At 64.3% G+C, this 26,461-nt stretch carries 20 protein-coding genes; 9 read left to right on the top strand and 11 right to left on the bottom strand.

What is annotated here, in order from left to right; all coding sequences use genetic code 11:
- The first annotated feature begins 432 nt into the window (after positions 1 to 432).
- Positions 433 to 1,980, top strand: coding sequence for a BCCT family transporter (locus SAJA_RS04555; protein WP_123657481.1), 1,548 nt, complete (start codon positions 433 to 435; stop codon positions 1,978 to 1,980).
- Positions 1,981 to 2,100: 120 nt separating this feature from the next.
- On the opposite strand, the gene SAJA_RS04550 is transcribed toward SAJA_RS04555, so the two are convergent.
- Entirely contained in the window at positions 2,101 to 5,130 is a 3,030-nt protein-coding gene (locus tag SAJA_RS04550; RefSeq protein ID WP_123657480.1) for a membrane-bound PQQ-dependent dehydrogenase, glucose/quinate/shikimate family, read from the bottom strand.
- 127 nt (positions 5,131 to 5,257) lie between these two features.
- Between SAJA_RS04550 and SAJA_RS04545 the strand changes: the two genes are divergently transcribed.
- The 3 genes from SAJA_RS04545 to SAJA_RS04535 all read left to right on the top strand — a co-directional run bounded on the left by SAJA_RS04545 (position 5,258) and on the right by SAJA_RS04535 (position 7,841).
- Positions 5,258 to 6,154 carry a ketopantoate reductase family protein gene (locus tag SAJA_RS04545; RefSeq protein WP_221180123.1) on the top strand — a complete coding sequence of 299 codons (897 nt, stop codon included), beginning with the start codon at positions 5,258 to 5,260 and terminating at the stop codon, positions 6,152 to 6,154.
- Entirely contained in the window at positions 6,151 to 6,558 is a 408-nt protein-coding gene (locus SAJA_RS04540; RefSeq protein ID WP_123657479.1) for a DUF4186 domain-containing protein, read from the top strand. Before SAJA_RS04545 ends, SAJA_RS04540 begins: the two co-directional genes overlap by 4 nt.
- A gap of 71 nt (positions 6,559 to 6,629) precedes the next feature.
- Entirely contained in the window at positions 6,630 to 7,841 is a 1,212-nt protein-coding gene (locus tag SAJA_RS04535; protein ID WP_123657478.1) for an MFS transporter, read from the top strand.
- A gap of 91 nt (positions 7,842 to 7,932) precedes the next feature.
- Here the strand turns inward: SAJA_RS04535 and SAJA_RS04530 are convergent, their stop codons facing one another.
- Positions 7,933 to 9,531, bottom strand: coding sequence for an isocitrate lyase (locus tag SAJA_RS04530; RefSeq protein WP_123657477.1), 1,599 nt, complete (start codon positions 9,529 to 9,531; stop codon positions 7,933 to 7,935).
- Between the two features lie 231 nt (positions 9,532 to 9,762).
- Here SAJA_RS04530 and SAJA_RS04525 point away from each other — a divergent pair, with 231 nt between their 5' ends.
- Genes SAJA_RS04525 through SAJA_RS04515 form a run of 3 tightly spaced genes read left to right on the top strand, consistent with a single transcriptional unit; the run spans position 9,763 to position 11,934 of the window.
- Positions 9,763 to 10,614, top strand: a complete 852-nt coding sequence (locus SAJA_RS04525; RefSeq protein ID WP_123657476.1) for a uroporphyrinogen-III synthase — start codon at positions 9,763 to 9,765, stop codon at positions 10,612 to 10,614.
- On the top strand, positions 10,611 to 11,096 hold the full coding sequence (locus SAJA_RS04520; protein ID WP_123657475.1) for a DUF3429 domain-containing protein: 486 nt from the start codon (positions 10,611 to 10,613) through the stop codon (positions 11,094 to 11,096). Before SAJA_RS04525 ends, SAJA_RS04520 begins: the two co-directional genes overlap by 4 nt.
- A complete protein-coding gene (locus SAJA_RS04515; protein WP_123657474.1) occupies positions 11,089 to 11,934 on the top strand; it encodes an alpha/beta fold hydrolase in 846 nt (281 codons plus the stop codon). Before SAJA_RS04520 ends, SAJA_RS04515 begins: the two co-directional genes overlap by 8 nt.
- An 11-nt stretch (positions 11,935 to 11,945) precedes the next feature.
- Here SAJA_RS04515 and SAJA_RS04510 read toward each other — a convergent pair whose 3' ends face one another.
- From SAJA_RS04510 to SAJA_RS04490, 5 genes are all read right to left on the bottom strand, one after another.
- Positions 11,946 to 13,109 (bottom strand): Fic family protein, encoded by a 1,164-nt coding sequence (locus SAJA_RS04510; protein WP_123657473.1) that lies wholly within the window; start codon positions 13,107 to 13,109, stop codon positions 11,946 to 11,948.
- A gap of 291 nt (positions 13,110 to 13,400) precedes the next feature.
- Positions 13,401 to 14,756: a 3-oxoacyl-ACP reductase gene (locus tag SAJA_RS04505; protein ID WP_123657472.1), complete on the bottom strand. Its 1,356-nt coding sequence runs from the start codon at positions 14,754 to 14,756 to the stop codon at positions 13,401 to 13,403.
- Between the two features lie 17 nt (positions 14,757 to 14,773).
- Positions 14,774 to 16,000, bottom strand: a complete 1,227-nt coding sequence (locus SAJA_RS04500; RefSeq protein ID WP_123657471.1) for an esterase/lipase family protein — start codon at positions 15,998 to 16,000, stop codon at positions 14,774 to 14,776.
- Positions 15,997 to 17,271: a serine hydrolase domain-containing protein gene (locus SAJA_RS04495; RefSeq protein WP_123657470.1), complete on the bottom strand. Its 1,275-nt coding sequence runs from the start codon at positions 17,269 to 17,271 to the stop codon at positions 15,997 to 15,999. The genes SAJA_RS04500 and SAJA_RS04495 overlap by 4 nt, the downstream gene beginning before the upstream one ends.
- A complete protein-coding gene (locus SAJA_RS04490) occupies positions 17,272 to 19,773 on the bottom strand; it encodes an acyl-CoA dehydrogenase (protein WP_123657469.1) in 2,502 nt (833 codons plus the stop codon).
- Between the two features lie 128 nt (positions 19,774 to 19,901).
- On the opposite strand from SAJA_RS04490, the gene SAJA_RS04485 reads away from it, so the two are divergent.
- Positions 19,902 to 20,612: a TetR/AcrR family transcriptional regulator gene (locus tag SAJA_RS04485; RefSeq protein WP_245963227.1), complete on the top strand. Its 711-nt coding sequence runs from the start codon at positions 19,902 to 19,904 to the stop codon at positions 20,610 to 20,612.
- A gap of 52 nt (positions 20,613 to 20,664) precedes the next feature.
- Here SAJA_RS04485 and SAJA_RS04480 read toward each other — a convergent pair whose 3' ends face one another.
- The 4 genes from SAJA_RS04480 to SAJA_RS04465 form a co-directional block, all read right to left on the bottom strand.
- Entirely contained in the window at positions 20,665 to 22,494 is a 1,830-nt protein-coding gene (locus SAJA_RS04480) for a long-chain-acyl-CoA synthetase (protein WP_123657468.1), read from the bottom strand.
- A 123-nt stretch (positions 22,495 to 22,617) separates the two neighbouring features.
- The gene (locus SAJA_RS04475; protein WP_123657467.1) at positions 22,618 to 23,367 is read right to left on the bottom strand and encodes an Abi-alpha family protein; all 750 of its coding nucleotides are present in this window, start codon (positions 23,365 to 23,367) and stop codon (positions 22,618 to 22,620) included.
- A 15-nt stretch (positions 23,368 to 23,382) separates the two neighbouring features.
- Entirely contained in the window at positions 23,383 to 24,636 is a 1,254-nt protein-coding gene (locus SAJA_RS04470; RefSeq protein ID WP_123657466.1) for a DUF445 domain-containing protein, read from the bottom strand.
- 108 nt (positions 24,637 to 24,744) lie between these two features.
- Positions 24,745 to 25,212, bottom strand: a complete 468-nt coding sequence (locus SAJA_RS04465) for a GbsR/MarR family transcriptional regulator (protein ID WP_123657465.1) — start codon at positions 25,210 to 25,212, stop codon at positions 24,745 to 24,747.
- 100 nt (positions 25,213 to 25,312) lie between these two features.
- On the opposite strand from SAJA_RS04465, the gene SAJA_RS04460 reads away from it, so the two are divergent.
- Complete coding sequence (locus tag SAJA_RS04460; RefSeq protein ID WP_123657464.1) at positions 25,313 to 26,380, top strand: sulfite oxidase; 1,068 nt, start codon at positions 25,313 to 25,315, stop codon at positions 26,378 to 26,380.
- Positions 26,381 to 26,461: the final 81 nt, after the last annotated feature.

Raw genomic sequence — 26,461 nt, 5'->3', positions numbered from 1 at the left:
TCGGGCCGGCCGCGGGTGCGGCGGCGTCGCCGATATGACGCGCGGCGGCAAGCAACACGGGCAGGCGTGGTGTTGTCTTACGGCCGTTGTTGGGCCTGTCGTCATGAAGAAAGTGGGCAGCAGGAAATCCTGCTGCCCGCACCGAGCCGGGCTGCCGGCCGTTTGGGACCGCGACAACGGCGGCCAGACCCGATGATGGGTGCCGCGACCCCATGGCCCGGCATGTCGACAAGCTAGCAGCCGCGGCCCGTGAGTCCAAGACCAAGCCTCGGCGGTGCGCGGTCAATACGCGGACGGGAATGCGCATGCCGCAACGATCCTGTCGCACAAAGACCCAGGCCAACCTGGTGCGCCCACCACGTATTTTTCGCGACCGCCCGCGCCATGCGTATGATGCCGGCGCTTCAGCTCTTTTACCGCCCCGCCCTGCCTATGTCTGACTCCTCCTCCCCCGGCCCACGTGATAATCCGGGCCTCGATCGGCTATCGATCGGCGCCTCGCTGGGTTTCGTTGTTGTCTTTCTCGTGGCCACTGCGCTGGCCGGGCCAAAGATCGCGGATTTCATTGCCGCCGGCTTCACCTGGACCGCAGTGAACCTGGGCTCGGTGTTCGAGTGGTTGTTGATCGCCACGTTCGTCATCGCCCTCGGCGTGGCCGCCGGGCCGGCGGGCAGTGCCCGTATCGGCGGGATCGAGCGCCCGGAGCTGGGCACGTTTCAGTGGCTGTCGATCATCCTGTGCACGTTGCTGGCCGGCGGCGGGGTGTTCTTTGCCGCGGGCGAGCCGGTCTATCACTACCTGAACACGCCACCGGCCTTCGACAACGCGCCCGGTACGCCCGAGGCCGTGCCGCATGCGCTGGCACAGTCGTTCATGCACTGGGGCTTTCTGGCCTGGGCGATTCTGGGCGCACTGACCGCGCTGGTGCTGGCGCGCGCGCATTATGATCTGGGCCAGCCGCTGCGCCCGCGCGCCCTGCTGATGGATACCCTGCCCAAGCGCTGGCTGGCCGGCCCGCTGGGCAGCCTCGTGGATGCGATCTGTGTGATTGCGGTGGTGGCCGGCACGGTCGGGCCGATCGGCTTTCTGGCCACGCAGGTGGGCTACGGCCTGCACGTGCTGGTCGGCACGCCGGAAGGCCTGGCGACCCAACTGGTGATCGTCGCGCTGCTGGGGCTGGTGTATGTGACGTCAGCCGTAACGGGCATCACCCGCGGCATTCAGTGGCTGAGCCGCTTCAACGTGATTCTGGCGCTGGTGATCGCGGGCGTGGTGTTCGTCTTCGGGCCCACGCGGTTCCTGATTCAGGCCTGGAGCGAGTCGTTCGGCGCGTATCTATCGGGCTTTTTCACCATGGCCACGCAGAGCACGCTGACGGCTTCGCCGGGCTGGCTGAAGTGGTGGACGATCTTCTTCTTTGCCTGGTTCATCGGCTACGGGCCGTTGATGGCGATTTTCGTCGCCCGTATCTCGCGCGGGCGCACGGTGCGTCAGATGATCGTGTCGGTGGCCGTACTGGCGCCGCTGATCACCACCGCCTGGTTCACCCTGCTGGGCGGCTCGGGCATCCACGGGCAGATGACCGGGGCATTTGATCTGACCCAGCCGTTGGCGGCCTTCAAGTTCGATGTCGCCACGTTGACCGTGGCCCAGTCGTTGCCGGGCGGCACGATCACGGCACTGGCCGTCCTGGTACTGACCGCGATCTTCGTGGCCACCACGGGGGATTCCATGAGCTATGCCATTTCCGTGGTGGGTGCCGGCCACGACAACCCGCCGACCTGGCTGCGCGCGTTCTGGGGCATTCTGATGGCGCTGATGGCCGCGGCCTTGTTGATTCTCGGCGATGGCGGCATCGGCGTGCTGCAACAGTTCATTGTGCTGACGGCGATACCGGTATCCCTGGTGTTGTTGCCTTCACTCTGGGCCGGACCGCGGGCGGCCATGGCCATGGCACGCGACCAGAAAGCGGCCGGGTAACACGGCGATGACGCCGGCGCGGACGTGTCAGGATCGAGACGCCCGCGCCCGGTGGCTGCGCATAAAAAAAGACGGCTCGAAGGCCGTCTTGAAATCACGATTGATCAGTCCATGCCGGCATCAATGCTGGCTCGGCGTGGTGTGATCCTCGGCCGGCGCCAACGGCGTTGTGTTGCTGCCCGAGGACATCGTGTTCTCGGCCGGGGTGGGCGCGGTCTCGCGTGCCTCCGGTGCGGCCGAGGTGGTGTCGTTATCGATACTCGGCCCGGGCGACTCTGTGTCGTCGGAACCATCCTGGCCGGCAGTGTCGCCCGATGTTTCATCGGCACTATCGGCACTATCGGCACTATTGGCATCCGGGGCAGCACGGTTCGCGTCGGCGGCCGAGCGCGTGTCGTTGTCTGACATCTCATCGGCGGACGTGGCCTCCCCCGGCGCGGCGCGATTCGGCAACGGGCTGCTCGCCGACCTGTCGTTGCCGCCCGTGGCGTTGTCGGATGCCTCGCTACGATCCGTGTCGCGCCCTGACATGGCGTTGGCCGATCCAGCGTTGCTGTCGTCTGCCCGGATCTGGCCTTGCGCGGACTCACCCGGTACGTCGGCCGGGGTCAGCGTGTTGCTGGGCTGATCGGCGGCCGGGTTGGTCGTCGTCCTGGCGCCCTTGTCCGAGCCTGTGCTCAGCTGTGGCGTGTTCTGGCCGTCGTCGTCATCACTTGCCAGCGCATAGGTCACGACATAGTCACCCATCGGGGTCTGCATGAAGTGATGCCCGGTGGCCACGATGGTGACGAACTCGCGCCCGTTCACCGAGTAGACCATGGGCGTGGCCTGGCCGCCGGCCGGCAGCACGTCCGACCAAACCGTCTTGCCGGTCTCGATATCGATGGCCCGAATGAGGTTGTCCGTAGCCGCGGCAATGAACACCAGGCCGCCAGCCGTGACCGCCGGGCCGCCGTTGTTCGGCGTGCCGATGTTGATCGGCATGTAGGTGGGCAAGCCGAACGGGCCGTTGGCACGCGCCGTGCCCAGCGGTCGATCCCACAGGGTCTTGCCCGAAGACAGGCTGATGGCCCGGATATGGCCGTACGGCGGCTCGGTGCAAGGCATGTGCGTATAGGGCACGCGCCAGCCGGCGTTGACGTCGATGGCATAAGGCGTGCCCATCTGCGGGTCACCCGCACCTTCGGCGCCGCCCTTGTCGACCTTCTGCTGTTCACGCGGCACCCAGCCCAGCTCGTTGGCCCGGGCACGCGGCACGAGCCGGTTGTAGTTGGGCACGTCGTTATAGTTGGCGATGATCACGCCGCGACGTGTGTCGATGGCCAGGCTGCCCCAGTCCGAGCCGCCGTTGTAGCCGGTGTACTCGATCCACGGCTGGTTGGCCATCGGTGGTGTGTACATGCCGTCGTAGCGGGCCTGGCTGTACTGGATACGGCAATAGAGCTGGTCGAACGGCGAAATACCCCACATGTCACGATCGGTAAGCCGGGGCTGCTGGAGCGTGGCGTAGTTGGAGTAAGGCTGTGTGGCCGTGCGCAGATCGGCCTCGGCACCGCCCTGGGGTACCGGCTTTTCGGTGGCCCCGCCGCCGAGCAGTTCGCCGGTCTGGCGGTTGAAGACGAAGATACTGCCCTGCTTGGTGGGCATCATCAGCGCCGGCACCTTGTCGCCGTTGCTGTCAGGGAAATCGATCAGCGTGGGCTGGCTGCCCGGATCATAGTCCCAGACGTCCATATGCGAGGTCTGGAAATGCCACACCGGCTTGCCGGTCGAGGCATCCAGTGCCACGACGCCGGTGGCCCACTTGTTCATGGCCGGTGTACGCGAGCCCGACCAGTAATCGCCGGAGGCATTGGCCATCGGCAGATAAATCATGTCGAGCTTGTCGTCGCCCACGGCGGTGGTCCACATATCCGGCGAGCCGCGCACGTATTCGCCGTCGCCCTGCATGGGCGTGTTGACGTCCGGATTGCCCGGGTCCCAGACCCAGGCCGGCTCGCCGGTCACGGCGTCGTAGGCCTTGATGACGCCCGACGGCGCGTAGCGGCGCTGGCCGTCGATGGTCTGGTGCCCGGTGATGAGCACGCCGTTGACGATTACCGGCGCCGAGTTGATCGCAACGTAGCCGGCCGGGTTATAGCCCAGATGATCGGCGATCGAGAGCTGGCCGTTGTGGCCGAAATCCCGGCAGAGCTTGCCGGTACGGGCATCGACTTCGATCAGGCGCGCATCCTGCGTGCCGTAAACGATACGCGCCGCACAGGCCGGCTGGCCGTCAGGGCCCGTGGGCAGGCTGGCGGTCTTTGCCTGGGGCACGTTGTAATAGGTCACGCCGCGACAGGCCGCGGTATACGGAATGTTCTTCTTGGCGACCTTGGCGTCGTAGACCCAGTTCTGTTTCCCGGTGGCGGCATCCAGCGAGATGACCTTGCCCAGCGAGGTGCACAGGTACATCGAATCGCCGACCTTGAGCGGCGTGGTTTCCGCGCCCCAACGATGATCGAGCCGATCGCCGGTCTGGTACTGCCAGACCTTGCCGAGATCAGCCACGTTCTTGGCGGTGATCTGGTGGGTGGGTGAGTAGCGCGTTGCGGCCTGATCACGGCCGTAGGCCGCCCAATCGCCCTGGGCCGGATTGTTGGCGGCCTGCACGTTGCCCGTATCGGTCGCCACGTCCACTGAATTAGCGCCGGGCACCTGCCCGGGATGGGTGAAACCATAGGGCACGAAAGCCAGGCCGCCGGCCACCACGAGCGCGATGACCAGCGCGCCGCTCACGCCCCATTTGAAGCCGCGCGAGAACGGCTCACCCACACGCCGGCTCACCAGCGCCACGAGGATACCCAGCACCAGCACCACGTCGAGACGCGGCACCCAGCGCCAATAATTGAGCCCGGCTTCCCAGACCGTCCAACCCAGCGTGCCGATGAATACCAGCGCATACAGCCAGATACCGATCCGCACGCCGGCCATGATCAGCGGGCCGGCAATTAGCATGCCGATCCCTGCGACCAGGTAGTACCACGAGCCGCCCAGACCGGCCAGATAACCGCCCGCGCCCGCCAATGCGATGCCGGAGAGCAATACCAGCCCGCCGACGATGAATAACGGCAGGTCGAACCCCCGCGTATTGGTTCTCGTGTTCGCCATGAGACCACTCTTGTTTATTTTATGAATGCGATAACCCCTGCGCGTCAGGCTTTCCACTTACGTAATTGCCCGCGCGTTGCAGGTATCATACAAGCATTCATGTCTTGTCATTGCCCGGAGTCTTTTGGTGAATCACCCAGCGCCGCCCGCCGGACACCCCTGGCATATCGTGGGCTGTGGGCGCATGGGCACATTGGCCGCTTTTTATCTACAGCGGGCCGGCGCATCGGTAACGGTGATCCGCCCCGGCCGGCCGCATCAGCGGCGTGTTCATCTGCGCTTTGCCGGCGATACCCGTTCGCAAATGCTGGCGCTGCCCGTACGACCGCCCGAGCACGTGACGGCTGTGACGCGGCTGGTGGTGGCCTGCAAGACCCCGTATTCAGCCGCCCGGCTGGCACCGATCGATCTGGCGCCGGATGCCCTCGTGCTGCGGCTGCAGAACGGTATCGGCAGCCTCGATGGCCTGCTCAGGCCGTCGCAGCGGCTAATCGAGGTCGTGACAGCCAGTGCCGTGAAATCCGACACCCCGGAAACGCTCGATGTCGTTGCAGAAAACGAAACGGCCTTCGGCGGCGGCACGCCACCCGCCGACTGGCCGACGCTGGCCCGGGCCTGGCCGGGGGCGCAATGGGAGCACGCGATACGCATGCCACAGTGGCGAAAACTGGTCGTCAATGCGGTACTCAACCCGTTGACCGCGCTCTATGACGTGCGCAACGGGGCGCTCGTGGACAATACAACGCTCATGGCCCCCGCGACGGCCCTGGCCGCCGAGGCCGACACGATTCTTGCGACTCTGGACGGCGGCTGGCCGGGCGGCTCGATCGAAACGGTACGCGCTGTCGCCCACGCCACGGCCGCCAATACCTCCTCGATGCGGGCCGATCTACAAGCCGGGGCGCTGACAGAAATCGAGGCCATCAACGGGTGGCTGGTGGCTCAGGCGAAACGGCTCGGCGTGGCCGCACCAGAGCATGAAGCCATCATCGCGCGGATTCGCGCACGCCATCCGGCTTTATGACGCGGCCCGATCCCAACGCCCTGGCACAGAAACTGGCGCGCTCGCCGTTTCGTGCGCGCTTTCAGCTTGGTGCGCGGGAAAACGCGATGATCGATCGGCACGGCCAAGAACGCATCGCCGGGCACGCCGGCGATTTCATCCGTAACCGCCTGGCCCCGGCCGAGCCTTACCGCGATGGGCGCCAGACGCCGATGCGCGGCCATCCTGTATTCATCGCCCAGCACGCCACGGCCACCTGCTGTCGCGGCTGTCTGGCGAGCTGGCACGGTATTCCGGCCGGCCGGGCGTTAGACATCGAGCAGCAGCGCTATATCCGTGATGTGCTCATGAACTGGATATTGCAGCAGCACACGCCACAGCCGGCCGCCGACATCACCGCCGATCCACAGCGCCCGTTGTTCTAAAGTCCAAGCGCCGCCGGGAACGATGTCTTACACACTGCGCGGATGAGATTTTTAGTTATTCTGGCCTGTCGATGAGCCCGCCTGTAGCCGCGGCCCCATCGGGGCGTTGGCTCGCACTCGCCGTACTGGCCACCGGCATGTTGCTGGGCATGGCGCCGTGGCTGTCGGCCACGGCCGTGCTGCCCGAGCTTACGGCGGCCTGGCATCTGGCGCCCGGCTGGGGCGCGTGGCTGACCATTGCCGTGCAGCTCGGTTTCGTGGCCGGCGCGTTGATATCGGCCACGTTGAATCTGGCCGATCGGGCCAACCCACGACGCCTGATGGCGCTGGGCGCGGTCGCTGCCGGCATCGCCAACCTGGGTGTATTGATCGTGACCACGCCGACCGGCGTGATTGCGGTTCGCGTGGCTACGGGCATGTGTCTGGCGCTCGTCTATCCGCCGGCGATGAAAGCGATGGCCGCATGGTTTCACCGGGACCGCGGGCTGGCGCTTGGCGTGATGGTGGGCGCGTTGGCGCTGGGCTCGGCGTTGCCGCACTTGATCAACGGCCTGGGCGGGCTGGCCTGGGAACCGGTGATCGTGGCCAGCTCGGCGCTGTCGATTGGCGGCGGGCTGATCGTCTGGATCGCCGGGCGCGACGGGCCGTTGTCGTTTCCCAGTGCCCCGTTCGATCCGAAAAAAGCGTTCAGAGCGCTTGCCAATCGCGGCGTGCGCCTGGCCTGTATCGGCTATTGGGGGCATATGTGGGAGCTGTATGCCATGTGGGCCTGGTTCGGCCTGTTCTTTTCCCAGGCGCTGTCGCGCGCGGGTATCGCCAACAGCACGGCCTGGAGCGCGCTGGCCAGTTTTGCCTGTATCGGTATCGGCGCGCTTGGTTGCCTGGTGGCCGGGCGCGTGGCTGATGGCTGGGGCCGCTCGCGCACCACGATCGTTTGCATGAGCGTATCGGGCGCCTGCGCGGCAAGCGTTGGCTGGCTCGGCCCGCTGGGCTGGCCGGTGCTGCTCGTCGTGGGTCTGATCTGGGGAATCAGCGTGATCGCGGACTCAGCCCAGTTCTCCACGCTCGTCACCGAACTGGGCGACCAGGCCACGATCGGCAGCGCCCTGACGCTACAACTGGCGCTGGGCTTTGCCCTGACCGCGCCCTCGCTATGGCTGATCCCGTGGCTGGCCGAACGCTTCGGCTGGGGCACAGCGTTCCTGGCGCTGGCCGCGGGGCCGGCCATCGGCATCGTGGCGATGATGCGCCTGGCGCCGTTGGAGGCGCGCGCGTCGCCGTAGTCACGAGCGCACAAAAAAGAACGGGGCCCAAAGGGGCCCCGAAAATAGCCGCGGCGGTCGAAGTCACCGCGGCGCAACACCGTGTTCCAGACTAGCCAAACTGGTTCATGGTGTTGTGCTTGCCACCGGCCTTCAGCGCGTTTTCACGCGAGAAGAATTCCTTGTGGTCGTCGCCGATGTTCGAGCCTGCCATGTCCTGATGCCTGACGGTGGCAATGCCGTCGCGGATTTCGGTGCGCTGCACGTCACGGACGTAGGCCAGCATACCGTCGTCGCCGAAGTAGTTGCGGGCCAGCTCGTCGGTGGACAGCGCGGCCGTGTGATACGTCGGCAGCGTGATCAGGTGATGGAACACGCCGCATTCGCGGGCAGCATCACGCTGGAAGTTCTTGGTCCACTCGTCGGCCATGGCCGCCAGCTCGGTGTCGTCGTATTCGGTGCCCATGAGCTTGGCACGCTCGTAGTTCGATACGTCCTTGCCCTCTTCCGACCAGGCGTCATAGACCTGCTGACGGAAGTTCAGCGTCCAGTTGAACGACGGGCTGTTGTTGTAGACCAGCTTGGCATCCGGCACTTCTTCGCGGATACGGCTGACCATGCCGCCGATATGGGCGACGTTGGGCGTGGAGGTCTCGATCCAGAGCAGATCGGCGCCGTTCTTGAGGCTGGTGATGCAATCGAGCACCACGCGATCCTCGCCCGTGCCCTTCTTGAACTCGAACAAACCCGAGGACAGACGCTTGACCTTGACCAGCTTGCCGTTCTGCTTGATCACGACATCGCTGGCGTTGATGTCCGACGGATCCTTGATCTCTTCGCCGTCGAGATAGCTGTTGTACAGATCCCCCAGATCACCCGGCTCTTCCGAGACGGCGATCTGCTGCGTCAGGCCAGCGCCCAGGGAATCGGTACGCGCCACGATGATGCCGTCGTCCACGCCCATTTCCAGGAACGCATAGCGCACGGCGTTGATCTTGGCCAGGAAGCTGGCGTGCGGCACGGTGACCTTGCCGTCCTGGTGGCCGCACTGCTTGACGTCCGAGACCTGGTTTTCGATCTGGATGGCACAGGCGCCGGCCTCGATCATCTTCTTGGCCAGCAGATAAGTGGCTTCCTCGTTGCCGAAACCGGCATCGATATCGGCGATGATCGGGATGACGTGGGTCTGGAAGTTGTCGATGTTTTCCTGGGCCTTCTTGGCCGCCACTTCATCGCCGTTCTCGCGGGCTTCTTCCAGGTCACGGAAATAGTGGTTGAGCTCCCAGGCATCGGCCTGCTTCAAGAACGTGTACAGCTCCTCGATCAACATCGGCACGGTGGTCTTCTCGTGCATCGACTGGTCCGGCAGCGGGCCGAACTCGGAGCGAAGTGCGGCGACCATCCAGCCCGACAGATACAGGTACCGGCCTTTCAGCGAGCCGAAATGCTTCTTGATGGAAATGGCCTTCTGCTGGCCGATGAACCCGTGCCAGCAGCCCAGGGACTGCGTGTAATTGGCCGAGTCCTTGTCGTAGGCGGCCATGTCCTCACGCATGATCTTGGCCGTGTATCGGGCGATATCCAGACCGGTGTGGAACTGGTTCTGGGCCCGCAGGCGTGCCGCGTGCTCGGGGTTGATCGCGGCCCAGGCTTCGCCCTGCTGATCGCAGAGCTTGCTGATCTGGCTCACGTTGTCGCTGTAATTGGACATGGTCATCTCCTCGATTGATGCCAAAACGAAAAAGTCGCGCTTTCGGGGTGCCGTTTGAAAAGATAGCATTCCCGACTCGTCTTGCGAGCTATTCTATGGCGCTGTCATCAATACGAATAGAAAATGCAATCAATTCTCGATATTCACAGCATGAATACTTCGACGCGACACGACCGCGCCTCGTGTGACCGGTAGACTCCGGCCCATGATTCATCGATCGTCCTGCTGCTCATGAGCTCTGCCGATGTTCTGACCGGGCGCTGTATCGGCGTGCCCGAATCCCGCCAGCTCGATCTGTTCGCCGACATGCTCGAAAAACGCGGCGCAACGGTCGTGCGTTGCCCGCTGGTGGATATCCGTGATGCGCCCGATGCCGCGCCGGTCCGTGCCTGGGTCGATTCGGTCATCGCCCAAGGTCTGTCCGACATGATCTGGCTCACCGGCGAAGGCGTACGCCGGATCGATGCGTTCGTGCAGGCCATCGATGCGTCGACGGCCGAGCGTTTCTGGGCTGCACAAGCCCAGGCGCGACAGATCACGCGTGGCCCGAAACCCGTGCGCGAGCTGAAACCTCTGGGCATCGGCCGGGATATCGCGGCCAGCGAACCGACCACGGCCGGGGTGATTGATGCGCTTTCCAATATCGATCTGACCGGCCACCGCGTCGGCGTGCAGCTCTACGGCACCGAGCCGAACACCCCGCTACAGGACGCGTTGACCTCGGCCGGGGCCGAGGTCTGGCCGGTCGCACCTTATATCTATGCCGACGATGCCGAAGACGCCGCCGTGGCCGGCTTCATCGACCAGATCGTGACGGGTGGCGTGGATGCCGTGGCCTTTACCAGCTCGCCGCAGGTTCGCCGATTGTTCAAGGTGGCCCGCAAGACCGAGCGGCTGGCGGCACTGCAGAACGCGTTGGGCGCGCGTTGCGTGGCGGCCGTCGGCCCGTTGGTGGCCGATACCCTGGCCGAGCAAGACATCACAGTTGATCTGATGCCCGAGTCCAGCTATTTCATGAAACCTCTGGTGCGTGCTCTGACCGATCACTTCACACGCGCCGCCAACGCCGGGCCGACCCCATGACCGACACCAAACCAAAATCGCCTGCGGGCAACGGCGCGCCTGCCTTGCTGCTGGCAGCCGGCCTCGGGCTTCTGGCGCTGGTGCCCTTCGTGGCCGGCGTGTACGAGGCCTATGTCGGGACCACGCTCTTGCCCGAGCGCGTGCTGCATATCGCGCTCGTCTATCTGGCGACCATCGTGTCGTTCATCGGCGGCGTGCAGTGGGGGCTGATGCTGGCCCGTGGGCGGGCGCCCGCGCTGGATATGGTGCTGGGCGTGGTGCCTGCGCTCATCGCCTGGCCGGCCCTGCTGCTGGGCCAGGTCTGGGGCGATGCCTGGGCGTTCGGGCTGCTGCTCGTTGCACTCATCCTGGCCTGGGGTGCTGACGAACGCGGGCACCGCCAGGGCTGGCAACACACCGGCTTTCTGCAGCTGCGCCGTGTGCTGACGATCGTGGTGGCCGGCTGCGTGATCGCGATCGGCTGGCACATCGTTCGTGGCTGATATACAACACCTGACGCTGGCCGGCGCCGACGGCGGGCAGTGTCTGGTTACGGTCTGCGGGTCGGCAGGCGACGGGCCGCCGGTCGTGCTCATGCATGGCATGTTCACCGACCGGCGGTTCTGGCTGTCCGAGCGTGGCATCGGCCTGGCGGCTTATCTGGCTGAACGCGGGCACCCGGTCTATATCCTGCAGCGCCGCGGGCTATCCGATGGGCCGGATTGCGGCCGTGCACGCCTGGGCCTTGCCGAGCACATGACCCACGATATACCGGCCGTGGCGGCACTCGTGGCCGAGCGCCACGCCCAGCCGGCGCTCTGGATCGGCCATTCGTTTGGCGGCGTGACCGCGGCCCGCGGCCTGGCGCGCCATGTGGCCTCCGATGCCATCGCCGGCCTGGTGTTACTGGCCAGCCAGTATGAACAATCCAAGCGCATGCTCGATTGGCCGGGCAATCTGGTTACCCGCGGGCTGGTGCGCCTGCGTGGCCATCTGCCCGCCCGCGCCGTCGGCCTGGGCCCGGTCGATGAGCCGGCTGCCGCGGCGATCGATGCCTGCGACTGGGTCGCCCGCGGCCGGCGTTCGTCGATAATCCGCAACGATCTGGCGGGCCTGTCGTGTCCTGTCCTGGCGATCAGCGGCAGCGCCGACAAGGTTGACCCCACGCCCGGCTGCCGGGCCTTCGTCGACGCCACGCAAAGCCTTGATACGACGTTCATGGAAGCCGGCACGGCCCACGGCTATGCCCAGAATTACGATCATCCCGGCATCGTCGTGTCCAAGGACGCCCAGCGCGAGATCTGGCCGGTGATCGGGGACTGGCTGGCTGCGCGAAGTTGATTTGCCGCCTGTCAGTAGTCCGCGCCGGCCATTTTCGGGAATAAGTATTCCAGATACGCCGCGGGGAAGCCGGGGCGCACGGGGCCACGTTGGTTGTCGCTGACCAACAAGCCCTCTTTCAATAGATGTTGCAACACGTTTCTGCCCATGCGTTCCTTGTAACCGGTGCGCTGGCTTGCTTCGGCGCGCGTCAGCTCGCCTTCAATGAAGACGGCCTTCAATACGCCCTCGGCGCCCGAATCGAGCCGAGGAATACCCGGAAGCGCGCTCTGATTGGCCTGGCGAACAAGATATTCGACTCGGTGTTTGTACCCGTCGATATTCAGCAGCTCAGCCATGTAGTCCACCTGATCGATACAGCGGGCCAAGAAGTACGCGCAGAACGTATACAGCGCGCGCTGGCTACGCGGGCTGCGTCCATCAAGATCGCCTTGCCGCGGCGCGTCGGCTTCTGCCAGGTGGCGATAATACTGCTCACGGCTACGGGCCAAGCCGCGCGAAAGACTCCATATCGCCGGCTGTTCGAGAACAGAATCAATATAGACACCGCTGAACAGGCGGGCCACCCGTCCATTGCCGTCGGCGAAGGGATATAGAAATACCAGGCGATGGTGCGCGGCCGCGGCGGCAATCAATCCCTGGTCGCCGCGCAGGCTGACCCGATCGGGCCGATACTGCTCGTCGAAACGCGATAGCGCGCCGGCCAGCTGGCCGTAGGCAATGGTCACATGGCGTGCAACCTGTACATCGACTGCGCGAAAAACCCCGGGCTCGACCACGATCGTTCGATCGCCCTCGGCGGCGGTCGTTCGCCGCGCGGACTCGGGGATCTTGGAAAAGATCAGCTCATGAATATGCCGGATAAATTCAGGGGTTGTGGGACGCTCGAAAGCGGCGACCGCCTGTCGCGTGGCGATGGTTTCTTCGGCTTCTCGAAGTGCCAGCGATATCAATACGCCGGGCGTTTGCGTTTCCATGCCTGCTCGTATCGCACGATCGACGGCGACCGGGTGTGTGCTCTGGCCCTCGATGAGATTTGAGTAGTAGGTGTTGACCGTACGCAACATGCTTTGCAGCGCGGGGCGCGTCGCTGGCGGCAACGCGCTCAGCGCGGCGGATTTCTGCGCCAGCCGATGCGCTTGGCTTGCCAACACACGGTCCGGGTCGGCCGACATGTAGGGCGCAAGCCCGTAAGTCAGATCGGTTATGAGCCAGTCGGGCGAAGCTTTGTTGAAGTATGTCTGTGATAACCGACTTGCCGGTTTTTATGCCGGTATTTTAATCGGCTAACTTTTTCCATCCGTTTGATTTCGTTGGAAAAATAAATAAAAATTACATCCTGATGTCAGACAATCTATCGCTTTTCGCCGGTTTAACTGCCGATCGTAGCGCCAACCCGCGAACCGGGAACAAAAAGACCGCGATCGATGCCGCGGTCTTTTGGGTTGTAGTGCTGTGTTGTCGGATCAGGCGCCGATCAGGCTCTGGCCGCAGACACGCAGGACATTGCCCGAGCAGCCGCCGGCGCCCGGCGTGGCCAGAAAGGTGATGGTTTCGGCCACATCCCGCGGGGTGCCGCCCTGGCCCAGTGAGGACAGGCGCCGCCCGCCTTCGCGCACACCAAAGGGCATTTCGGCGGTCATGCGGGTTTCGATGAAGCCGGGTGCCACGGCGTTGAAGGTCACGCCGCGCGCAGCTTGTGCATCGGCCTGGCGCTGGACGAAGCCAATAAGACCCGCCTTGGTCGTGCCGTAGTTGGTCTGGCCGCGGTTGCCGGCGATGCCGCCGATCGAGCACAGACAGATGACGCGGCCGTGCTCGTTGATGATCTTTTCATCGGTCAGCACGCCGTCGACCGCCAGAATGGCTTCGAGGTTGATGGCCATGACCATGTCCCAGTAGTGCTCGGGCATGTTGGCCAGAGTCTTGTCGCGGGTGACACCGGCGTTGTGAACCACGATATCCACACCGCCGAATTTCTCTTTCATGAAATCGGCGATCTGGCGCGGGGCGTTGTCGTCGGTGATATCCAGCGGCAACGCGGTGCCCCCGAACTCGCCCACGGTCTGTTCCAGGGTGTCCTGATCCTGGGGAATATCCAGACAGACAACGTGCGCGCCCTCGGCGGCCAAGCGCTCGGCGGTGGCGGCACCGATGCCCCGGGCACCACCGGTGACGAGCGCGGTCTTGCCGGCCAGAGGCTGGGTGGTCGGAATCTCGGCCGGCATCTGGCCGGTGGCTTTCACGGTCAAGGCCTGGCCGTCGACGAACGTGCTGTGGTCCGAAAGGAAGAACCGGAGCGGCCCCGCGGCCCGGTCTTCGGCCCCCGGGGCCACATAGATGAGGTTGACGGTAGAGCCGAACTTGCCGATTTCCTTGGCGAACGAGCGGGTGAACCCTTCGACGGCCCGGGCAGCCGTGGCGCCGGCCAATGTTTCCATCGCGTCGGGATCACTGGCCAGCACGACCACACGGGCGTTACGCGTGAGCTGGCGAGCGATCGGGTGGAAGAATTCGTACAACGCGCGCAGATCACGGGCCGCGGTCATGCCGGTGGCATCGAAGACGAGCGCATCGTATTTGTTGTCGTCTTCGGCATTGGCCTCGACGACGTCGGCCCCGGTACCCGCCAGCGTTTGCTGGATGACGTGACGTGCGGCAGCGTTCTTGCCGGCGCCGACGACAACACGCTGCCCGTCCAGGAATTTTTCTTGGTAGGCACCTTCTGCGCGCGCCAGCTGGGTAGGCGTGGGAATGCCCATCGACTGCATGACTTTGCGCATAGCCGGCTTGGACGCCGCGTTGACGAGATAATCGCTCATCGTTGACTCCTTGTTATCTAATACTTCAATACGTGTGAATTCTGTCGTGCCACGAGCCAGTCGCGTATCCGGACATACACGGCCTCGTCGTAAAGCAGATCAAAATGATTCAGTCGATGAAAGACCTCGAGCGCGATCGCCGCGCCGGTGCGTTGCGAACGCGCATCGGCGGCACTCGAGACATTGACCAGTAGATCGCCCAGGCTCTCTCCCAGCCAGTCGTCATCGGACAGGCCCAGAGTGGCTGCAATCAGCAGATAGCCGATCTCGGGCGCCTCGTCAGCGGCCGGCCCGCCCCAGGCCACGCCGTCGCGCAGATCCTTGACCCCGGCACTGCGCGCATCGAGTATCGCGGTGAACGGGCGTGAGAATTCGCTCCAGGCCAGGCCCCGATCCAACAGGTGGCCCAGCCGAGCCAGCGGCGCGCCGTGGTGGGGCGAGCCCAGACAGACCAGCGCGTCCAGACAGCCCACCCAGCCGTGGCCCACGCCGTGGCCGTATTCGAGCGCGCGCCGGGCCACCAGGCCGCCCATGCTGTGGCCCACCAGCGTGATCGTGCGGGCCGGGCGTTCGGCGCTCAGCCAGAGCTGTTCCATGCGCTCGGCCAGTGCCTGGCCGTTGTCGGCGATGGGGCGTCCGGTGTTATAGCGCAGCCGCCAGGTGGTGGCGCCCAAGTCGGCGGCCAGACGCGCGCCCATGTCGGTGCCGCGGGCCTGCCAGTGCCGATCATTCATGCCCAGCCCGTGGATAAGCACGACCAGATGGTCGCGCCCGTCATCGCCCGGTTGCGGGGTGGCCGCGGCATCGTCCAGATCGAAGATATCGCCGCTGGCATCGACGAACGCCATATCCAGGGCCAGCACGTTGGCACGCCGGGCCAGGTAATCACCGCAAACACCGTTGAGCGCGCTTTGCAGATGCAGTGATACATCCGCCGAGCGCGCGTGCTGCGGCCAGGGTGCAAAACGCGCGCTGGGGGCCGCGCTGGCGCGCGACAAGGCAAAACTCAAGGCCCCGATATCACGCACCTGGCGATAAACCAGCTGGCGAATCGGCGCCTCGAAGCGTGCCGTCGGATTCACGGGCCGGCTGCGATCGCTGATCGTGGCATGCACGTTTTCGACCATATCCACCGTGCCGCGATAGATATCGCCGGCCAGATCAAGCCCACCGCGCAACCACAGGCCGGCCGTGGCCCAGCCCGTGGCCCGGCGTTCAACCGATTTATCGTGCGTGTCTGTCATAACCCACGCCGCCAGCCGCCGCATTCATGATTGACCTGCCCGAGCATCTTCACGAGCGGAATCAAATGCCCGCCGAGCAACGCCTTGCCGGTGGTCAACAAGCTCACACTCAGACGGCGATCCGGATCGGCCCAGCCGAAGATGTTCATGAAGCCAACATGGCCGAAAGCCGCCCCACTCATTGGCCCATACACCCCAACCGGATTCATTCCCAACATGAGGCCCTGGCTATAGCGCATGGGCAGTTTGAGCATATGATCGATGGCCAGGCGCCCGGCCGGGCGTCGCAGACGCGCGACCGTTTCGGGCGCCAGCACTTGCTGATCGCCGTAGCGACCGTCGTCGAGCATCATCTGATAGAACCGCGAGATTTCTTCAGCCGTGGCATACAGATTGCCCGAGGGGATGACGGTATCCATGAACAGCGATTCATTGGACAACGCCACGACATCCTCGAACGAGCGCGCCAGTGCCGCCTCGGCCCATTTGGACATCGGCCAGCGCACGGGCATGCCGGCCACATGATTGGCCGCCACGCGAGAGCGCGAGCGCCCGTCCAGGCCATAAGTGAAGTAACGCATGCCCAGGGGCTTGCGCAGCGTCTTGTCCAAATAAGCGGTCAGCGGCTTGTCGGTCACCCGCCGGATCACCTCGCCAAGGATATAACCGCCGGTCATGGCGTGATACGCCAGCCTTTCGCCGCCGGCATTGGCCGGGGCCCGACAGATACGCGCAATACACGCGTCCCAGTCGCGCAACACTTCGGCGTTGCCGTCTCCACGCGGGAAACACGGGAAGCCGCCGCGATGCGTCAACACCTGGGCCAGTGTGGTGTGCGTTTTTCCTTCACCGCTGAACTCGGGAATATAACGTGACACCGGCGCGTCCAAGTCGATCGCTCCGGTTTCGGCCAGCTTGTGGGTCAGCACCGCGATAACGGCCTTGGAAGCCGAGAACATACACACCGGCGTATCCGCTGCCATGGCCACGCTCTGGGGCCCTGGCGGGCAATCGGGCGCCACGCCACGCGCGTGGCCGATCGCTCGGTCGAGCACGATCTCGCCGTCGCGGCGCAGACAGAACGACAGCCCCGGATGCACGCGGCTGCGGTAGACATCTTCCACGGCCTGCCAGATACGATCGACCCGGCGCGGGGACAAGCCCACACGCCGGGCATCGATTTCGGCCGCCTTGTTGATATCGGTCACCCCCGTCAGATCGGGATCACGGATCTCGATCCGACGGGTACCGGGCCATGCCCAATCGACCATTTAGGATACCTTTCGCAGCTCCGCCTGTTCGGCGTGCTCGGCCTTGCGGCCTTCCTCGGAGTTCGGGTTAACCAGATACTCCTTGGAGAAGTCGTCGGTCAACAGCACGTCGTAGCGCAGGCGGTCGTATTCGCGGATTTTCTGAGCCTGGGTTTCGTCCAGCTTGTTGTTGGCCACGGCATCGGCCAACTGATCCTCGAGCACTTCGCCGGCGATCTCGCCCTTCTTCACGCCGCGCAGGAAGTCGCCGTAGAAAGCATCCACTTCCTGCAGCTTGTTGAAGGCACCCATCAGACGGCCGGTCGGGTCGTTCTCACCCTGGCCGATATAGATGTCGTAGCTCATGCGCTTGCCGAAGGCCGAGTCCAGGCTCATGGCCTGCATCTGGTCACAGAGCTTGGCGTTGATTTCATCCGACGGCCCGGCGAACTTGCGCCCGGTCGGCAACGCCACGGCCTTGAGCACGCCGCGCAGACCCTTGATCGGATAGTTACGCGCGAACTCAAAGAAGGCGTTCTCAATCTCGTGCAGGTGATATTCCATTGCCCACTGGGCGTGCACCTTGTCTTCCTCGGTCGGCCCGTTGACCTCAAAGGCCTTCAACGTGGCCGAGGCCATATACAGGTGCGACAGCACATCACCCAGGCGTGCCGAGGTGGATTCCTTGAGCTTCAGCGCGCCGCCCAGGCTGCCCATCGACAAGTCAGCCGAGAAGGCCAGCGCGGCCGAGAAACGCTCCATGTGCTTGTAATAATCCGACATCTCGTTATCAACCGGCGCCTTGGCCAGGCGCGAGCCGGTAATGCCCAGCGTGAACGAGCGCACCATGCGGTTCACGGTATAGCCGATATGCGAGAACAACAGCTTGTCGAAATCCTTCAGGCCTTTATCGAAGTTATCGCTATGCGCGGCTTCCATCTCTGAAAGCACATACGGATGACAACGAATGGCCCCCTGGCCGAAGATCATCAACGACCGCGTCATGACGTTGGCGCCCTCGACGGTGATGGCAACCGGCAGCGCCTGATAAGCCGCGGCCAGATAGTTGCGCGGGCCCATGATGATGCCGCGCCCACTATGGATATCCATGGCGTGATTGATGACCGTGCGCATCATCTCGGTGGAGTGATACTTGATCATCGCAGTGACCACCGACGGCGTGCAGTGATCCACCGCCGAGGCCGTCAGGTTACGCACGTTCTCCAGAATATAGGCATAGCCGCCGATCACGCCCAGGCCTTCGCGCACGCCTTCGAAATTGCCGATCTCCGTGCCGAACTGACGACGGATGCGTGAATAGGCCGAGGTGATGCCGTACATGCCCTTGCCGGTAGCCGTGGACAGCGCCGGCAGCGAAATACCACGCCCGGCCGACAGGCATTCGACCAGCATGCGCCAGCCCTTACCGGCTTTTTCCTTGCCGCCGATGATCGAATCGATCGGCACGAAGACGTCTTCACCGTGGATCGGGCCGTTCATGAAGACCGCCCCCGGGAAATGACGCCGTCCGATGTTCACGCCCGGCGTGTCCGTGGGCAGCAGCGCACAGGTGATGCCGTAGTCCACCGTGTTGGGATCCCCCAGCAGGCCGTCCGGGTCCTTGAGCTTGAAGGCGAGGCCCATGACCGTGGCAACCGGGGCCAGCGTGATGTAGCGCTTGTTGAACGTCAGCGACAGGCCCAGCACTTCTTCGCCGTCGATCTGGCGCTTGCAGACGATGCCGCGATCAGGCATCTGGGCCGCATCGGAACCGACTTCAACGCCGGTCAGCGCGAAACACGGCAATTCCTTGCCACTGGCAAGACCCGGCAACCAGCGATCCTGCTGTTCCTTGGTGCCGTAATGGGTGAGCAGCTCACCCGGGCCGAGCGAGTTGGGCACCATGACCGTCACGGCCGCGGTCAACGAGCGCGTGGCGATCTTGGCCACAACACAGGACTGGCCGTAGGCCGAAAAACCCAGGCCGCCCATGTTCTCGGGGATGAGCATCGCAAGGAAATTATTGCCGCGGATATAGTTCCAGACCTCTTCGGGCAGGTCCTTGCGCTCGAAGTTGACCTCCCAGTCATCGATCATCGAGCACAGCGTTTCGGTTTCGTTATCCAGAAACGCTTGCTCCTTCGCCGTCAGCTCGGTGAGCTTGAAGTCCAGCAGCTGGTTCCAGTTGGGCCGGCCGCGGAACATCTCGCCTTCCCACCAGACTTCGCCGGCTTCGATGGCGTCTTTTTCGGTCTGGCCCATCTCCGGAAGGATCTTGCGAAAGACCGTATACAGGCGCTTGGTCAACAGGTTGCGGCGCAGCGGCACCACGTTGAACGCGATCGCCGGGATCGCGAACAGCACGGCCACGATCGTCACGCCGACCGGGCCCAGAATACCCACGGCCCAAAGCGCAGCAATGGCCACGGCCGTCACGGCCGTAAACACAGAAAGCGATACGCCGCGATATAGCAGCGTCCAGTAAAGAGCGATGAGAACCACCGCAGCAATCAATCCAATCATGACGACCTCGTCTCGCACCGATCAGGGTTCGTATCTTTTTTGAAAAGAAATACGAAATGCCCCTTTTCAAAAAGATGGGTTTTCAGATAATACCAACCTACAGACCGTCGTCAAGCGAGAGCTCTCTAGTGACCGATTCCTCCTCCAAAGCACGTGTCGGCAGCCGGCGCCGCGGCTATCGCGGCCTGTCAGCCGAAGAGCTGCGGCGTCAGCGCCATCAGCGGCTGATCGCGGCCGGCACCGCCCTGTTCGGCGAGCGCGGTTATGCCTCGACGCCGATCGAGGCGGTATGCAGCCAGGCCAAGGTATCCACGCGGCATTTCTACGAGCAGTTCGGGGGGCGCGAATCGATCCTGCATGCCGTTTACGCCTCGCTCGTCACGGATATGGAAGACATCATCCGCAACGCGCTGACCCACGGGCGGGAGTCGCTCACCCAGCGCGTGGCCGACACCATCGAGGCCAGCGTCATGTTCCTGCTGGACGACCCGCGACGCGGGCGCATCGTTTGTATCGAGGCAGTGGGCGTGTCCGAGGCGATGGAAAAGAAACGGCGCGAAACCACGCATGCGCTGGCTGAAATCATCCGGCGCTATGCCGAACTGATGGCCGAGGCCGGCGATCTGCCGGCGCGCAACTATCGGCTGCCGGCGGTGGCCCTGGTGGGCATGTTCAATGAACTGGTCGCCGAATGGCTGACCGAAGAGACCGGGCTATCGGCTGCGGAGATGGCGCGCGAGGCCAAGATCATGTTCCGGGCCATGATCTTCGGCGCCCAACACTACGAGGCCACCGAATCCGACCCGCGTCTGCCGGGCGAGGATATCGATTCTGCTTGAATCTGCTACGGGCTGCGCAATCCGCAGCCCGTAGCCTCTAAAGCCCGTGGCTCTAAAGCGATAACGAGCCAGCATCGAGCTTGTCACGCGTGGCCTCGTCAATGGGCTGGTAGCCCGGGTCGTCGCCGGATAGCAGATAGACGGTATCGCCGGAGTCCGGCGCATAGCCGTCTTTTTTCAGATCAACCTTGCGATATTTCATCGTGCCGGTCATCTCCTGTTCGGGCTTGATGCGTGCGAATACCGGTACCGCATATATCGGTAGTTCGCGCTTCAAGTGCTGGGCCAGGCCGGCCCAGTCGAAGTGCTCGGCGTCTCCGACCGGCGTGATGGCGGCCATGCCGGCCCGACCGTCTGCCCCGGGCACTTCCACGCCGTAGACCACGGATTCCTCGACCTCGTCGAAGGCGTTGACGGCGTTTTCGACCTGCGTGGTCGCCACGTTTTCACCCTTCCAGCGAAAGGTATCGCCCAGCCGGTCGGCGAACGCGATATGACGCATGCCCTGGCGGCGCACCAGATCACCGGTATCGAAATAGCAGTCATCTTTCTTGAACACGCCGCGATAGAGCTTGGCCTCGCCCGCAGCCTCGTCGGTATAGCCTTCGAACGGCGCGAAATCGGTGACCTTGTTCAACAACAGACCGATCTCACCTTTCTCGACTTCCTGCATCCTGCCCTGGCTGTCCGTGGCCGGTTTTTCGGTGTCGGTGTCATAGGCCACGACCGCGAACGGCAACGGGCAGAAGCCGGCCGTGCGCTCCATGTTGAAGCCGTTGACGAAGATCAGGTTGCCTTCACTGGCGCCGTAGAACTCACAGATCCGCCCGATCTGGAAGCGTGCCTTGAACTCGTCCCAGATATCCGGGCGCAGGCCGTTGCCCACGACCGCACGCACACGATGTTTCTTGTCGCCCGGGCCCGGCTCGGCCGACAGCAGATAGCGACACAGCTCGCCGATATAAGAAAACACCGTGGCGTCGTGGGCCCGGATATCGTCCCAGAAGTTCGAGACCGAGAACTTGCGCGCCAGGCAGAACGTGGCCCCCGAGCACAGCACCGACGCCCAGGACACGGTCAGCGCGTTGTTGTGATACAGCGGCAGCGCGCAATAGAACCGATCATCCGCGCCGAGCCGCAGGCCCAGCAGGCCCAGCCCGGCCCCGCCGCGCAACCAGCGTCGATGGCTCATGCGCGAGGCCTTGGGCATGCCGGTGGTGCCCGAGGTGAAGATATAGAAACAGGTATCGGTGGATTCGACCTGGCCGGTGGTCTTGGGGTTTGCGTCTGACTGGCTCTTGGCGGCCGCGATCAGATCGGTGCGGCCGGTATCCGCCAGATCCAGATCATCATGCGGGTTGCCCATGCGCCAGATATGCGCCAGCCGCCCGATATCTTCGTGATCGGCGATCTCGTCGTAGGCCTCGGCCAGCTCATCGCCCACCACGATGGCCTTGGGCTCGACGGTGGTCACGCTGTGCGCCAACACGTCGCCGCGCTGCTTGGTGTTGCACATGGCCGCGGCCGCGCCAAGCTTGGCGAGTGCAGCCACCAGAATCAGGGTTTCCGGTCGATTGTCGATGAGCAGGGCCACCGTCTCGCCGCGCTTGATGCCGGCCGCAGCAAAGGCATGGGCATAGCGATTGGCCTGGCCGTTGAACGCGCTGTATGACCAGGTCTTGTCGTCGAAGGTCAGTGCCGGATGGTCGCTTTTCTTGGCAGCGTGCTGCTCGATGAGCGCGGCGATCGACAAATGCGGGTTGAAACGCGAGCGCAACATCACCGCCACCCCCTTCAACAAGGCCGGCAAGCGCTCGAACTTGTCCCACGTGGGTTTCAGCATATCCCAGGCACTGACGGTCTGTCGTTCCGTCTCGCTCATAACGCTCCTCCCTGTCACCGGTGTGCGTGCGTGCCGCCGGCGGAAAATAATTCTTTTCTATCGGTCGGATAGTGTCGCTGCGGCGACGATTTTCGTCCAGTCCTATTCGCTACGGCTCAGCGATCAGTAACGCGCTCTTTTCTTGTCGATGGCACGGGCCGCCGGATAACAGTCGCGCCAGAGCGCCTCGCCCAGATGAGACAACGTGACCGAATGCCGCAGGACGCGTGGATACCAGCGCCAACGCTCGCGCACGTCGTCCATGACCTCACGCACGCCGGGATCCGCCAGCAACAGCTCGTAGTCGGCCTCCAGGCGCGTATCGGCATCGCCCACGCGCAGCAGGCCGAGCGTGAGCAGGTGATGCATGTATTGCGGGGTGCATTCACGCAACAACACGCCGGCCTCCTGGCCCACGGCGCTGGCGTTTTCCAGGCGCAGCGACGAGACCGGCCCGGCCGGCAGACGACTGGCCCCGATATGACACAACGTGGCAACGCCGCGCTGGGCGATCACGCGCAGGATCGCGACCTCGTCAGGCACGAGCTGTCGCAGCACCTGGCGATACAGATCGCGCCGGGCGCGATCGGGATCCACGCTGCGCTCGCGCTGCAACAGATCGGCCAACAGCCATTCCGGCGGCGGCTGTTCATCCACGCCGGCGGCGTCTTCAGCCTCGGCCGGCCGTGCCGCGGGTTGATCCAGCGCATCAAGACGCGCCTTGAGCTCGGCCAACGCGCGGTCTTCGGCTGCATGGGCGGCGTGCCAGGCCTGGCCGGCCAGCGGCCAGTGCTCGGCATCGCGCCAGGTCCGGCGCAACCAGCCCAGGGGCTTGCCGGCGGCGGCAGGCGAAAACGGTTTGTCTTGGCTCATGAACGACCCCAGGCGTTAAAACAACGCGCCGAAACGCGCCACGAAGACATCGGAGAACACCACGACAAGCTGGAACCAGCCCACCGCCAGGCCCAACGCTGCACCCACGGCCACGAGGATCCATTCGTCTTCCTCGAAGGCCGGGCGCAGCATGGCCTCGAAGGCCCGTGGGTTCAGTGCGCTCAGGCGTTCGGTCAGCGTTTCACGGATACGCAGCGCGCGCTGGAAATACGGCTCGGCATCGGCCAGAACGCGTGGCATGCGGGCCACGGTCTCTTCTCCGGCCCGGGTCTTGAGCGCGGCATAATCAGCCTCACCCAGCGCCCAGCCAATCAAGGGGCGCATCCGCGACAGGGCTTCATCCACCGCGGTGGCGACCTCATGCCGCACGATCGCATTCAGTTTGTCGGCATAAGGCCCGTAAAGGATCTCATCGACCAGCGCGCGCGGCGTGAGCACCCGCTCGGCCACGAGTCGGCCATAGTCTTCGGCCACCTCGTTCTGACGCCGGAAGAACAGCCCCTGCACGCGCCACGGGCCGATACGCACCGGCCGGCGCGGGGCAAAGATCATCTTCAGCGCCAGCCAGTTGGTGGCAAAGCCCACGATCAGGCCGAAGACGGGCAGCAGCCACCAGCCGTCGAAAGCCAGCCAGATCAGCATCTGTATCAGGCCGAATAACCCGCCCAGCACCAGCCCCGAGCGCGCGATGAATTTGAACTCACGGTGCCCGGTCTGCAGAAAGATGTCGTTGAGCAGCGATTTATCGCGCACGAGCGCCTTGACGATCATGCCGTCGAGATCGAACAAATACGACAGATTGGCCCGCATGTCGGCATTGACCGCAGCCACGATATGCTGCGCCCGCGCACGCAGTCGGCGCTTGATCTCATCGCGCACGGCCGTGGGCAGCCGGGCCCAGAGCGCCGGGTGCTGCTCCTGCATGATCTGCTCGGCGATCAGCCCGGTTTCGCGGCGCATGGGGCCTTCAAGCACCGCAGCCAGGGCATCGGCATCGATCCGGCCGAAGATCTCGTCCTCGTCGATGAGCGAATCGGTCAGCGTATCCACGGCCACGCCGGTCATCTTCGAGGCCTTGCGCGGCACGATGCCCTGCCAGCCCAGATAAGGCCGGCAGACCCCGCGGAATTCCAGCGGGTAGAACATCATCTTGAGCGCGACCACGTTGGTCACATAACCCACCAGCGCGCTGAACACCGGAATCGAGATGTATTTCCAGACCGTGGCCGAGAACCAGAACGCATCCATCGCCGAATCAGCCGCAGGGGCCCGCGTGTGATCGATCAGTACACAACATAAAAGGATTCGTGGCCGGGCCGTGGGGCGAGCATATCAGCCACGGATGTCACGACCGGCTCAATCATCATCCAGCGTGCGGATCAGCTCGCGGGTCTGGGCCCGCGCGGTGGTCACGAAGGCCCGCATATCGGCCAGGCGCTCGTGGGCGGCGACATGATCGTCGCCGATTTCACGCTCGGCCGTGGCCAGCGACTCGCCGAGCGCGCCCATGCGCTGTACATAGCCTTCCAGCACGCGTACGTAGTGGCGCGGCGCCAACTGATAATAATCCTGGCGATCGCCGGGTACCGACGTGGCATCCAGCACGCCCAGATCACGCAGCATGCGGGCATTGGTACTGATCGAGGCGCGCGAGACCGACAGTGACGCTGCCAGCGTCGACAGACTCGTCGGCCCGCCGTGCACGATGAAATAACCCAGTATTCGCCCGGCGATTCGCGGCAGGCCGTCGCCCTGGGCCGACAGGCCCATACGTTCGATGAACCCGGAAATCGCGGTCTCGTCGTCTGGCACTTGCTCGGTCATACGTGCCCCCGTGGTTTCAGAACGTTCAATCGTAACTGTTTCCAAGCAACGCGCGTGGCCCTGCCGTAAGATTTTGCTGCACGCCACACCGATCAAAGCCATGCCCGACACGCCGGATCTCGACAAATCGACGCCCGACGCCTCGTTTCTATCCGTGCCCAACGGCGAGCGCGCGAATGCCGAAACACGGCTGAGCCAACTCACCGGTTATCTCACGCCGATTCATGCCTTCTACGTGCGCAATCACAGCCCTACACCGATCATCGACGCCGGCACCTGGCGCCTGCGCCTGGAAGGCGACGGGCTGGCACGAGAGGTGTCGCTCGGCCTGGCGGATCTGGCCGCCTTGCCGCGCATCACGCGCATCCGAGCGATCGAATGTGCCGGTAATGCACGCACGTTCTTCGAGCGCGACTATGGCCGCCAGGCCGGTAACGCTCAGTGGCAGCGCGGGGCCATCGGCGTGGCCGAATGGACCGGCGTGCGTCTGGCCGATGTGCTGGCACGGGCCGGCGTGCGCGAGGACGCCGTCGACGTGTTGCCCGAAGGCCTGGACGCCGATCGGTTTTCACGCCCCCTGCCGATCGAAAAAGCCCTGGCCGACGACACGCTCATCGCCTTGTCCATGAACGGTGAGCCCTTGCCGGCCGACCACGGCGCGCCGGCGCGTCTGGTGGTCAGCGGTTGGCTGGGGGCCGCCAGCGTGAAATGGCTGGGGCGGATCAAGGTCGCACGTCGGCGGCTTTATACCCATTGGAACACCCAGGACTACACCCTGGCCGGCCCGGATTATCCGGCCCAGGCCCCGGCAGACGGTGTTCCCGTAACCGTCATGCCGGTGATGAGTTTCATCGATCTGGACTGGCCGGGACGTATGCCGGCCGGCGCCACGCGCCTGCACGGGCGGGCGTTTTCCGGTGAAGGCCGGGTGGCCCACGTGGAGGTATCCATCGACGACGGCCCCTGGCAGGCCGCAGACCTTGGCGATATCAACCAGCCGGCGGCCTGGGTGTGCTGGTCATTGGCCTGGCAGGCCACCGTCGGCGCCCACGAGATCCGTGTGCGCGCCACCGACGAGCAAGGCAACTGCCAGCCCGAGTCGGTGCCCTGGAACGACCACGGCGTGCTCTATAACGCGATCCTGGCGCATCCGGTCGAGATCGCCTGAGCCAGGCGGGCCTAGGGCGTGTCGTCATAAGATAAGCCGGCGCACCGGTGGCCAAGCCGCGGCAAGACAAGGCATCGCGAT

Origin of the sequence: Salinisphaera japonica YTM-1 (genome assembly GCF_003788585.1) — a bacterium.
Classification (GTDB): Bacteria; Pseudomonadota; Gammaproteobacteria; order Nevskiales; family Salinisphaeraceae; genus Salinisphaera; species Salinisphaera japonica.
The sequence above is the reverse complement of the archived record's forward strand: the minus strand, read 5'-3'. Positions and strand labels throughout refer to the sequence as shown.

What these genes read in the sequence shown, in the direction of transcription:
- SAJA_RS04465 (WP_123657465.1), bottom strand. Translation starts at nt 25,212, where the DNA reads ATGACCGAGCAAGTGCCAGACGACGAGACCGCGATTTCCGGGTTCATC.
- SAJA_RS04535 (WP_123657478.1), top strand. Translation starts at nt 6,630, where the DNA reads ATGAGCCCGCCTGTAGCCGCGGCCCCATCGGGGCGTTGGCTCGCACTC.
- SAJA_RS04555 (WP_123657481.1), top strand. Translation starts at nt 433, where the DNA reads ATGTCTGACTCCTCCTCCCCCGGCCCACGTGATAATCCGGGCCTCGAT.
- SAJA_RS04530 (WP_123657477.1), bottom strand. Translation starts at nt 9,531, where the DNA reads ATGTCCAATTACAGCGACAACGTGAGCCAGATCAGCAAGCTCTGCGAT.
- SAJA_RS04495 (WP_123657470.1), bottom strand. Translation starts at nt 17,271, where the DNA reads ATGGTCGATTGGGCATGGCCCGGTACCCGTCGGATCGAGATCCGTGAT.
- SAJA_RS04525 (WP_123657476.1), top strand. Translation starts at nt 9,763, where the DNA reads ATGAGCTCTGCCGATGTTCTGACCGGGCGCTGTATCGGCGTGCCCGAA.
- SAJA_RS04550 (WP_123657480.1), bottom strand. Translation starts at nt 5,130, where the DNA reads ATGGCGAACACGAGAACCAATACGCGGGGGTTCGACCTGCCGTTATTC.
- SAJA_RS04520 (WP_123657475.1), top strand. Translation starts at nt 10,611, where the DNA reads ATGACCGACACCAAACCAAAATCGCCTGCGGGCAACGGCGCGCCTGCC.
- SAJA_RS04505 (WP_123657472.1), bottom strand. Translation starts at nt 14,756, where the DNA reads ATGAGCGATTATCTCGTCAACGCGGCGTCCAAGCCGGCTATGCGCAAA.
- SAJA_RS04540 (WP_123657479.1), top strand. Translation starts at nt 6,151, where the DNA reads ATGACGCGGCCCGATCCCAACGCCCTGGCACAGAAACTGGCGCGCTCG.
- SAJA_RS04500 (WP_123657471.1), bottom strand. Translation starts at nt 16,000, where the DNA reads ATGACAGACACGCACGATAAATCGGTTGAACGCCGGGCCACGGGCTGG.
- SAJA_RS04470 (WP_123657466.1), bottom strand. Translation starts at nt 24,636, where the DNA reads ATGGATGCGTTCTGGTTCTCGGCCACGGTCTGGAAATACATCTCGATT.
- SAJA_RS04475 (WP_123657467.1), bottom strand. Translation starts at nt 23,367, where the DNA reads ATGAGCCAAGACAAACCGTTTTCGCCTGCCGCCGCCGGCAAGCCCCTG.
- SAJA_RS04490 (WP_123657469.1), bottom strand. Translation starts at nt 19,773, where the DNA reads ATGATTGGATTGATTGCTGCGGTGGTTCTCATCGCTCTTTACTGGACG.
- SAJA_RS04480 (WP_123657468.1), bottom strand. Translation starts at nt 22,494, where the DNA reads ATGAGCGAGACGGAACGACAGACCGTCAGTGCCTGGGATATGCTGAAA.
- SAJA_RS04510 (WP_123657473.1), bottom strand. Translation starts at nt 13,109, where the DNA reads ATGTCGGCCGACCCGGACCGTGTGTTGGCAAGCCAAGCGCATCGGCTG.
- SAJA_RS04460 (WP_123657464.1), top strand. Translation starts at nt 25,313, where the DNA reads ATGCCCGACACGCCGGATCTCGACAAATCGACGCCCGACGCCTCGTTT.